Below are 3,913 nucleotides of genomic sequence, written 5' to 3' on the forward strand. Positions count from 1 at the left end.
TCTATTGCAAACACCATTAGCTTTATTGGCAAAGACTTCCAAGACGAAACATTGCGTAAGGCGCAGGAAGCAGCAAAAGAGTCACTGCTCATCATTGGTAGTAAGTCGTACTTCAACTTCTACGAACGCGATGATGAAGGCGAATATCAACAGGTTCACTTAAACTTCAGCAAGCTGTAAGGATGTCATCATGGATAAAGTGATTACTTTAATTGGGACTAGTGTCGATGATGCTAAAGGCTCACTGGAATGCATGCTTGCACATGATCCTCAAGAGGCAAAAATATTAGCCCAGAAAACATTAGACCGTCTAGGTAAGCCGAGTGTGAAATGTGGAAATATGACTCGTATCTCCATGCTCAGAACCATCGTCCGCAAGGCAGATAAACAGTTACTCGCAACGAGTAAATAAGCCCAATAACCAACCAATTAAATACAGGCAAGCGGCGCTCTACGCGATCCCGCTTTGGCTTCGCTTTGCCTGAATTTGGTGAAAGTCATAATTAAACGCAATTTAAAGGTGTTTCAAAATGAATATTCAGCACTTTAAGCATATCGAAAAAATCAAAAAACTATTGCGCTTGGCAAAATCAGCCAACGAACACGAAGCGGCTGCGGCAATGACTCGCGCTCAAACGTTAATGCAGCAGTATGGTCTTTCGAATGAGAGTCCAGAGCTCAATGATGTTTGTACTGGTGAAATTCAATCTAAGTTTAAAGCGAAAAAGCCTACGAACTACTTTGCTTGCCTTAGCTCTATGGTTGCTGAAGCTTTTGGATGCCGTGTACATTTCAACTGGAACGGGTTTAAAGGTGGATACGTTGTTACGTTCACTGGGCACAACGAGCGACCCGACGTAGCATCCTATGCTTATGAAGTGTTAGAGCGACAACTTATCAAAGCACGTAAAGCGTTTATCTCGACGCTAAACAAGCGTATTAAGGCAAGCACTAAGACCTCTCGATCCGATCTCTTCTGTGAAGGTTGGGTTGTGAGTGTAAGAGCCAAGGTCAAAGCATTTGTGCTTAATGATGAAGAATCACAGCAACTTGCAACTTACATTAAGCAAGCTCATCCCGATCTAAGAACTGGTGATACACGTAAAGCTTCAATCAAGAATGCGAGAGGCGGAGCATATGATGCTTTGTTGGCTGGTCATTTAGCTGGTAAAACCGCTAAATTGAACCATGGCGTTAGCGGACACGAGCAAGGTAAGCTCTCTATTTTATAACGCGCTTAATTTTTGTTAACTAGCCCACCTTTTATTGGTGGGCTTTTTGTTATTAATCAAGATTCATAGTAGTGTGCGACTGTCTTAAATTTAACACAAGGAGGCCAAATGGCCGCTCCACAACGCCCATTAGTTATTAATGAATCGATGCGTGATAGCATCGAAATTCATAATTTTATTTATCATATTTTACTCAAAGAAGCTGAAGAAGTAGATTACTTGAGTGAGGTTGTCTTGACTAATTCTCAAAAGTATTTTTTCAGAGATATGATAGCTGAAGCTTCAAGAGGGACCAAGTATGACTTCGTCGACCGCGAGCATGGTGATGTTGCGTTAAACTGTCAAAGCATTCTAGATGACAAAAGTAACGATAACTTTGTAGTATGTAGTGAAAAATTAGCTCACACTTTCAAAGCTCAACATGATAAGCGTATGGCAAATGGTATTGTAGTTGTCACTTGTTTCAGCATGATAGTAAACACTGAACGTAAACGATTTATCGCGCTGTTAAAATTAGATTATCAGTCGGTGTTAAGACAAATTAGAGACCAAGAAAACCCCAAGAAAGTATCTTTTCAAGAAATCGCTGAGTCTTTGGTGGAAGATAAGTCTGCAATTCAGAAGCGTGCCGTTATTGATGTCGGTGATTCTTTCAACTGGGATGTTATCGCTGTCGAGCAAGGGAAGTCATCATCAAAGCAAGATACGGATGATGCTCTAGGTACGCACTTTAAGAATTTTTTAAACATAAAATTGAAAGAAAGTAGTTCGGCATTAACTCGAAGTGTTATTAGCCACTCCAAAGTATGGGCATCTAAACAGGAAGGGCTTTCGCCATCTGATGTAAAAGCCCGTGTTATTAATTATTTGGAGGCTAATGATGACCGTGTCGTAGCTCTTGATGATATCAGAGACATTGTTTGTATCTCCGATGATGAACAAGGCACCAATGACTTAAAGGTTAGTTTCAATAATTACATGGATGAAGTAAACTTAAGTGGAGCGTCTTTTACCTCTAGACCTCAAAGCATTCCTAAATCTGAGAAGAAGAACAAGTTACAAACCAATAAGCATGTAACAATCACTTGGGAAGGTGATATGAACAAAGCAGGTATCATACAAGAGCAGATAGGAGATACCGTTAAGATCGTAATAACGGCAAACCAAGTAGATGCAATCTATTAATCAGTTATGTCAGCTAGTAAATAAAATTGAAGGCCACGTAAACAAGAGCGAGAACACAACTTCGTTCTATGTTGAAGGGGCCTTTAATGATGCCTATGAAATCATCTATTCAATCGCAGAGCTTGCTATTTCAGAGGCTACTTTTCTGAAGGAGTTCATTACTCTGTTTGTCGACGCGGAACGCGTATGCATTCTTGACTATCCAGACTTCTGTGCAGAAGGACGCTACCCTGCTGAGTACAAATTAACCGTGGATACGAAAGATTTAGTGCAAAGCCACTTTTCAGGAAGTGGTGATATTAATGAATACTTATTTACGTCTATTGATGCATTTCAAAAAAACCTATCGGAGCTAGGTCTGCTTACTCCTTTAAGTCAAGGGGCTCTTACTGAATCACGTAACACTCGCATTCACGTATGTGGTTTGGAAAATGCTTTTGGTGGTCCTCAACTGGCTGTCGTACCTGTGATAGTTAATCGAACTGACGAACCTGATTGGTTGGCGGGTAGTCTTTTACCATCACAAGAAAAATTACTGAAACAAGTTCATATAGTTTCAAAAGAGAATATTCAACTCGACCCTAAGAGTGTCCAGCTCTCGTGGGGAGATTATTCTCAGGATATAGCACTGCCTTTTCGTTTAGCTTATGCTCAGCACCTATTAGTTTCATTGAGTAATGTTTTTTACTCAGTAGATAAGGTTCACTTTAAAGGGGTTAAACACATAGAAGCCTCAATCTGTAATGTAGGTAATAATAACATTACGACTGATTGGTTAAATGCACTACAACAGTCTGTGATGTGGTGCTTTAGTATGGAAGATCCTGATGTTCCAATTCAATTATTTATTGACCGTTTGACCCTTGAATATAATGGCCATAGTTTGTTGAATATAAGTTCAGGATCTTTAATCAGTTGCTTGGAGCAAGCAAAAAACAACTATAAATATGTTGTTGCTAAAAGAAGTGATGACTATAGGAAAGAATTAAAAGACATTTATTCTGACATAAAAACAGTTACGGATAAGTTTGCAGAAAAAGCAGCGTCTCTATCGGGAGAGTTACTCAAGTCACTCATGGCTATTGCTTTTGTATTTACTGTCGGAACAATGTCAAAAGCGATCGTTTTAGGTGAGCTTCTACATTCAAAAGAAAGTCATATATTGTTCAAAATCATTGCTTTATATCTGATTTTTAGCTTTATTATTCGATGGCTCAACGCTAGCTCTGAGCTCAAAGTTGCAGAGCAAGCTCTTAATAGTTGGTCAAAAAAACTTCACAACCATATATCAACCCAAGATGTACAAGACTTAATTAACTCTCACACCAGGTGGTCTAAGTATTTTTATTACGCTTCATTAGCCATCGTGACTGGGGTGCAGGGTACTATTGCAATAGCTGCTTTTTATATCGAAGGGGTATTGTGGTACTTTAGTTTATAGTTAACCGCCTTCGGGCGGTTTTCTTTTATCTATTCTCAAGTTTTTCTTACAAACG

General features: G+C 39.4%; 5 protein-coding genes. All 5 read left to right on the forward strand.

Annotated features, from left to right (window positions below; genetic code table 11):
- Positions 1-180: DUF3164 family protein (locus AB4589_RS19315; RefSeq protein ID WP_372101528.1), on the forward strand; the 180-nt coding region annotated here is incomplete at its 5' end.
- A 10-nt stretch (positions 181-190) separates the two neighbouring features.
- Positions 191-412, forward strand: coding sequence for a hypothetical protein (locus AB4589_RS19320; protein WP_372101529.1), 222 nt, complete (start codon positions 191-193; stop codon positions 410-412).
- A 118-nt stretch (positions 413-530) separates the two neighbouring features.
- Positions 531-1,232: a DUF2786 domain-containing protein gene (locus AB4589_RS19325; RefSeq protein ID WP_372101530.1), complete on the forward strand. Its 702-nt coding sequence runs from the start codon at positions 531-533 to the stop codon at positions 1,230-1,232.
- A gap of 108 nt (positions 1,233-1,340) precedes the next feature.
- Positions 1,341-2,417, forward strand: a complete 1,077-nt coding sequence (locus tag AB4589_RS19330) for a hypothetical protein (protein ID WP_372101531.1) — start codon at positions 1,341-1,343, stop codon at positions 2,415-2,417.
- Entirely contained in the window at positions 2,404-3,858 is a 1,455-nt protein-coding gene (locus AB4589_RS19335) for a hypothetical protein (RefSeq protein WP_372101532.1), read from the forward strand. The genes AB4589_RS19330 and AB4589_RS19335 overlap by 14 nt, the downstream gene beginning before the upstream one ends.
- Positions 3,859-3,913: the final 55 nt, after the last annotated feature.

Origin of the sequence: Vibrio sp. 10N.222.49.A3 (genome assembly GCF_041475145.1) — a bacterium.
GTDB classification, from domain to species: domain Bacteria; phylum Pseudomonadota; class Gammaproteobacteria; order Enterobacterales; family Vibrionaceae; genus Vibrio; species Vibrio tasmaniensis_A.

Bases quoted from the DNA above. Each gene is read 5' to 3' on its own strand.
- AB4589_RS19335 (WP_372101532.1), top strand. From the start codon at position 2,404: ATGCAATCTATTAATCAGTTATGTCAGCTAGTAAATAAAATTGAAGGC.
- AB4589_RS19330 (WP_372101531.1), top strand. From the start codon at position 1,341: ATGGCCGCTCCACAACGCCCATTAGTTATTAATGAATCGATGCGTGAT.
- AB4589_RS19325 (WP_372101530.1), top strand. From the start codon at position 531: ATGAATATTCAGCACTTTAAGCATATCGAAAAAATCAAAAAACTATTG.
- AB4589_RS19320 (WP_372101529.1), top strand. From the start codon at position 191: ATGGATAAAGTGATTACTTTAATTGGGACTAGTGTCGATGATGCTAAA.